Annotated in this window: 4 protein-coding genes; all 4 read right to left on the bottom strand. The window is 47.6% G+C overall.

What is annotated here, in order from left to right; genetic code table 11:
* A partial coding sequence (locus J4G07_22150) for a DUF4411 family protein (protein MCE2416688.1) occupies window positions 1-275 on the bottom strand: 275 nt, incomplete at its 3' end.
* Window positions 272-1444: an ImmA/IrrE family metallo-endopeptidase gene (locus tag J4G07_22145; protein ID MCE2416687.1), complete on the bottom strand. Its 1173-nt coding sequence runs from the start codon at window positions 1442-1444 to the stop codon at window positions 272-274. The genes J4G07_22145 and J4G07_22150, both read right to left, overlap by 4 nt.
* Before the next feature lie 469 nt (window positions 1445-1913).
* Complete coding sequence (locus J4G07_22140) at window positions 1914-3632, bottom strand: CRTAC1 family protein (protein ID MCE2416686.1); 1719 nt, start codon at window positions 3630-3632, stop codon at window positions 1914-1916.
* 2 nt (window positions 3633-3634) lie between these two features.
* Window positions 3635-4736, bottom strand: a 1102-nt coding sequence (locus tag J4G07_22135) for a Gfo/Idh/MocA family oxidoreductase (protein ID MCE2416685.1), incomplete at its 5' end; no start/stop codon positions are given.

Below are 4736 nucleotides of genomic sequence, written 5' to 3'. Positions count from 1 at the left end.
ACTTCGCTGACTTGCTCCTGTACTAATTCATCGATTGGTACTTGAAAGTCTGGCTTTAATTGATACTCATCGCACCATTGTTTTATATCTGTATCTCTCATTGCTTCATCGAAAACAATTTGCGACATTTTCAGCCGACCGTGTTTTATCAGTTCCTCAATTTTATCCCACAAAGAAGGGAAGTTTTCGATTGGGTATCGTTCATGAAAGGCGGCAATTAGCGCGCTCGTGTCAAGACTGTAAATTATCTGATCATGGGTAAGCAATGAATTCATACGAAAATAGTGCTCTCAATTTTAGCAAGATGTTTTGTGTCACAATTGGAAAGAACGGAAGCTAATTCGGCACGTGTGATTTTCTGCTCATAATAAGCCGTAAAAGCAGTTCGTGCGAAGTACTCACCGGAGGTATTAAGAAGCCGATTATAGTAAGGGGCAGCTCCACCTGTTCGTGCTGGGATACCTCTATACTTTTCCAATTGATGGTTTCTATACGCCTGGTAGTTACGTTGCGTAATTTTTCCAAGTGTCAACAATCTACGCATGATAACTTCAGAGCTTACATGAAAGAACTTAGAGGCTCTGGGTAGTTCCTCTTTAAACATCTCCAAATTTACTATCTCTAACAATTCATTTTCGGGAACTAAAACCTCGCCAGCTACCTGGTTGCAGAAAATCTCAATTGGATCCAGGTTGGACGGAGGCGTTTCTTCAAAACCCGTATTCTGGATAACACTTTCACCGAGTGCAATATGAACCAACTCGTGGATGAGTGTAAAAATACGACCATAAGGGTTATCTTTTGGGTTTATCACAATTACCGGTAGCGGTTTCTGTGCAATGCAAAATCCACGTGCGGTTTTTAAGTTGATGGAAAGATGTGTGTTTACAGAGGTATGGCAGACAAGAATTCCTTTTTTTTCAATGGTATGCTTCCAAAATTTAAGGGCGGCGTACCAGTCGTTGGCTTGTTGTAGTTCTTCTTTTTTTAACTCAAGAAATTCTGTTATTTTTCTCGCTGCCAATTGCGGGTCTTCACGTATATCAACCTTCAATGTTACTTGAGGTGGTTGTTCCTCCAGCAATTCATAGAGTTCAATGAGGGTCTCACGCCTTTCATACGCTTCAATGATATTGGCATTTAATCTATAGATTTGCTCCTCATTAGTCGCGAGGTGTTCAGGCAATACCCGATAATCTGTAAGCGGTTGGAAATCAATAGGCGGTTCCGATAGATAGAAAATCGAGATATGAGTTTTATAGAGTTTGGCGATTTTCTTTAACTGCGCAAAGGTGGGTTGCTCTGTCCCATTTTCCCATGCCTCAAGGCGTTCTGGATTTATCTTTAATTTTTTTGCCGTGTAGTCGATCTCTAACTTCATACGTCTTTCACGCGCCCACTTGAGAACTTCCGGCGTAATGAGTGCTTTGACAGATTTAGCCATGGTTTGTATCCCCACGAATCAACTAATCAATTCGTTGTAAAACTATCAATTGAGATGTTTCAAATTGTGGGATGTTAAACTCCAGTAATTTGCAGACGAATAAATTGCGGTGACAGCGAAATATACTTAACGTATTCTACTCAAAAAGGGAATTTAAAGTATACCACAAAAAGTGTGAATTGTCAAAAACCGTTTTTTGACAATTTGGCACTAAAGTGGGGTTGGAATGAGTTGTTGTGATGTAAAAGGCGAGGTTAGAAACCTCGCCAGCGGAGATGGGCGTTTGTGTCCCATTGTCCACCAAAGTGGCTACTTGTTTCTCGATTTGACCATAACCTGTTTGGATTGGAGGTGGGCCATATCTACAACTGATAGCTGAAAGCCAATATTGTCGGGAATCGGAGTTCCTTCCTACAGAAGAACGGAATAGCACGGAAAGGAACTGTTTCTGTAGGACGTTAAGGTAAGATTAAAATTCCTCAATGCGAATCTGTTGGTTGGGTTTGACATTTTTGCGTGTGCTGACGGCACCGTTGGGCCACTTCACTTCGATTGTTTCGATAAGGGTATCGTCGTTTATGCCGAAGATGGCGGTGAGTTCGCTCTGTGAGCAGTAACTGGAGCCACTCTTGACTGTGTGCGTCTGTGTTCCGAGAGCGGAGGTTATGCGGATCTGCGCGCCGATGCCGTCGCGGTTGCTTGTTTGCCCGACGGGTTGGATCTTAATCCACGCCTTGCGGTTTCCACCGTCGTTTCGGAAGAGATGGGCGGGTCCGTTGGAGGTTGTAACGAGCAGGTCCCAATCGCCGTCGTTGTCGATATCGCCATAGGCTCCACCTCTTCCAACCATCGGTTGTGCCAAATCCACGCCGACTTTATGAATTGCATCGGTGAATTTGCCTTGGGAGTCGTTGTGAAATAGATGCGGAGGTTGCGCGTAGGTGACTTGGGTCTGGATGGCGTTGATGTCGGTTTCAACGTGTCCGTTAGCGGTGAAGATGTCGAGGTTACCGTCGAGATCGAAGTCGAAGAAGAAGCATGCGAAGGTGAGTGTCAGTAAGGTTGCATTTCCGATATGCGCGACAGGGGCATCGTCGATGAAAAAGTCGCCTTCGTTGTGATAAAGATTGAGCATCTCGTTGGAGAAGTTGCCGATAACGAGGCTCTCTTTGCCGCTACGATCGTAATCTGCGGCATCAATACCCATCGCGCCGGTTGCGACACCGCTTTCGTTATAGGCAATTCCAGCGAGCATTCCGCTTTCGATGAAGGTGCCGTCGCCGTTGTTTTGGTAGAGTTTATTGGGTTGCGTGTCGTTCGCCTCAAAGATGTCAGGTAAGCCATCGGTATTGTAGTCGAAGATACAAACACCGAGTGATTTGCTCGTGTTGTCCTCAATCCGTGCGATACGGGAGACATCGGCAAATGTGCCGTCGCCGCGATTTCTGAAAAGTTTACTGGACTGACCTGTGTAGGATTCAGGAGTGCAGTAGGATTTATTGATGCCGTCGAGGGTGCAGAACAGATCGTTCTCTCTGGTCCATTCGACGTAATTGGCGACGTAGAGATCGAGGTACCCGTCCTTGTTGTAATCGAACCATGCGCAGCTTGTGCCGAAACCGGGGTTGTGAACACCGGCGACTTCTGTAACGTCAACATAAGTGCCATCACCTTTGTTTTGGAAGAGCCGATCGGTTTCAAGGGTGCTGATGTAGATGTCTGGATCACCGTCGTTGTCGTAATCGGCGACGGCGACACCCATACCGTAAATCGGTGTAGCGAGACCTGCGGTTTCGGTGACATCAGTGAAGGTGCCGTCTCGATCGTTTCGGTAGAGTGCCATCGTTTGCCGCTTCTGAGTTGGCGCGCCTTCCCAATCCTTTCCGTTGACGAGTAGAATGTCCTGCCAACCGTCGGTGTTATAGTCGATGAAGGCGCATCCTGATCCCATGGTTTCAGGGAGGTATTTCTCGCCAAAGGCACCCGTGTTATGGACGAAGTCGATGCCTGCTTCGTGTGTGATGTCGGTGAATTGGGGCAAGGGTTGTGCAACGGTGTTAAAGGAGAAAAGTAGAGAGCAGCAGAAGATCAGCATATAAGAGGTGAGGTTAGAAACCTCGCCAGCGGGACTTGGTGTGTGAGTGTTGAGGTTAGAAACCTCGGTAACGGAGTGTAGTATGTGTTTCATTTTTAAACGGAGATCCACCGATCCTCCTCCCATGAGGTTTGGATAGCAGTTTGCACATCGGCGACTGCGGCGGCTTCTCGGAAACTTGGCGGAAGCACGCCATCACGATGATCGTGATCGCGTGACTTCCGAGGATTTCCCAGTTTTCCTGTGTGAATGGCTTGCAAAAACTGGTATGCCTCAATTGTTTTCAGATCGTCGTAGCCCAATCCGACCGCGGGACCTGGATTGAAATAACTATGGAATGGGTGGCTCGGACCGCTTAGCACGCGAGTGTATCCATCGGGGAAACCGTCCTCGGCGGGTAGGTACACCTCGAGTTCGTTCATTTGCTCGAAGTTCCAGCGCAAGGCACCGTCTGTACCGTGTACCTCAAACGCCATTTCGCACTTTGGTCCGGTGATAACTCTGCACGCCTCCAGTGAACCTCTGACACCGTTCTCAAATCGTACTAATGCCCCGACATAGTCTTCGTTCGTGACGGCATCCGTTTCGCCATCTGCACCGAGGCTGAAGTGTGTACCAGTTCCCGCTGTTGCTACATCCTGTTGTGAGACGACGCTGTCGATACCGCCGACAATGAAGTGTGCCATATCGATGACATGGGAGAGTAGATCGCCCAGCGTTCCCAATCCAGCGATTTCTTTCTGAAAACGCCATGAAAGGACTGCGCTTGGATGACTCGCGTAACCCGCAAAAAATCTGCCACGATAGTGCGTTAAGGTGCCGAGTTTTCTCTCTGAAATCAGTTGATGTGCGTATTGGACGACGGGTGCCCATCTGTAGTTATAGCCGACGCAGGTAATTACGTCTGCCCGCTGTGCGGCAGCATAGATTGTTTTCGTTTCAGTTGGATTCCGTCCGACGGGTTTTTCGCAGAATACGTGTTTTCCTGCGGCAGTCGCTGCCTCGACGATCTCAAGGTGCATGCTGTTGGGAGCAGCGATGTTGACGACCTGTATGTCTGCGTCATCTATGACGTGTCGAAAATCGGTGGTAGTGCGTTCAAATCCGAAACGTGTTTTTGCCTCGGTTGTGCGTTCGACAACATCATCTGCACAAATGATGAGCTTAGGCTGAAGAGGACTGTCATGGAACCGGTCG

It is taken from the genome of Candidatus Poribacteria bacterium (assembly GCA_021295715.1).
In the GTDB taxonomy this organism is placed as follows: domain Bacteria; phylum Poribacteria; class WGA-4E; order WGA-4E; family WGA-3G; genus WGA-3G.
This window is presented reverse-complemented; position numbering and strand designations above follow the sequence as displayed.